1 rRNA gene is annotated in these 252 nt (G+C 53.2%); it reads right to left on the bottom strand.

Annotated features, from left to right (window positions below):
* Positions 1-252, bottom strand: a 23S ribosomal RNA gene (locus SOM61_RS26410); the annotation flags it as partial.

Raw genomic sequence — 252 nt, 5'->3', positions numbered from 1 at the left:
TACCGCACCTTCATCCTGGCCATGGGTAGATCACTTGGTTTCGGGTCTACACCCAGCGACTGTCGCCCTGTTCGGACTCGATTTCTCTACGGCTCCCCTATTCGGTTAACCTCGCCACTGAATGTAAGTCGCTGACCCATTATACAAAAGGTACGCAGTCACGGAACAAGTCCGCTCCTACTGTTTGTATGCACACGGTTTCAGGATCTATTTCACTCCCCTCCCGGGGTTCTTTTCGCCTTTCCCTCACGG

It is taken from the genome of Massilia sp. CFBP9012 (genome assembly GCF_034045115.1).
GTDB lineage: Bacteria > Pseudomonadota > Gammaproteobacteria > Burkholderiales > Burkholderiaceae_D > Telluria.
Note: the sequence above shows the minus strand (reverse complement) of the source record. Positions and strands in the feature narration are given on the sequence as shown.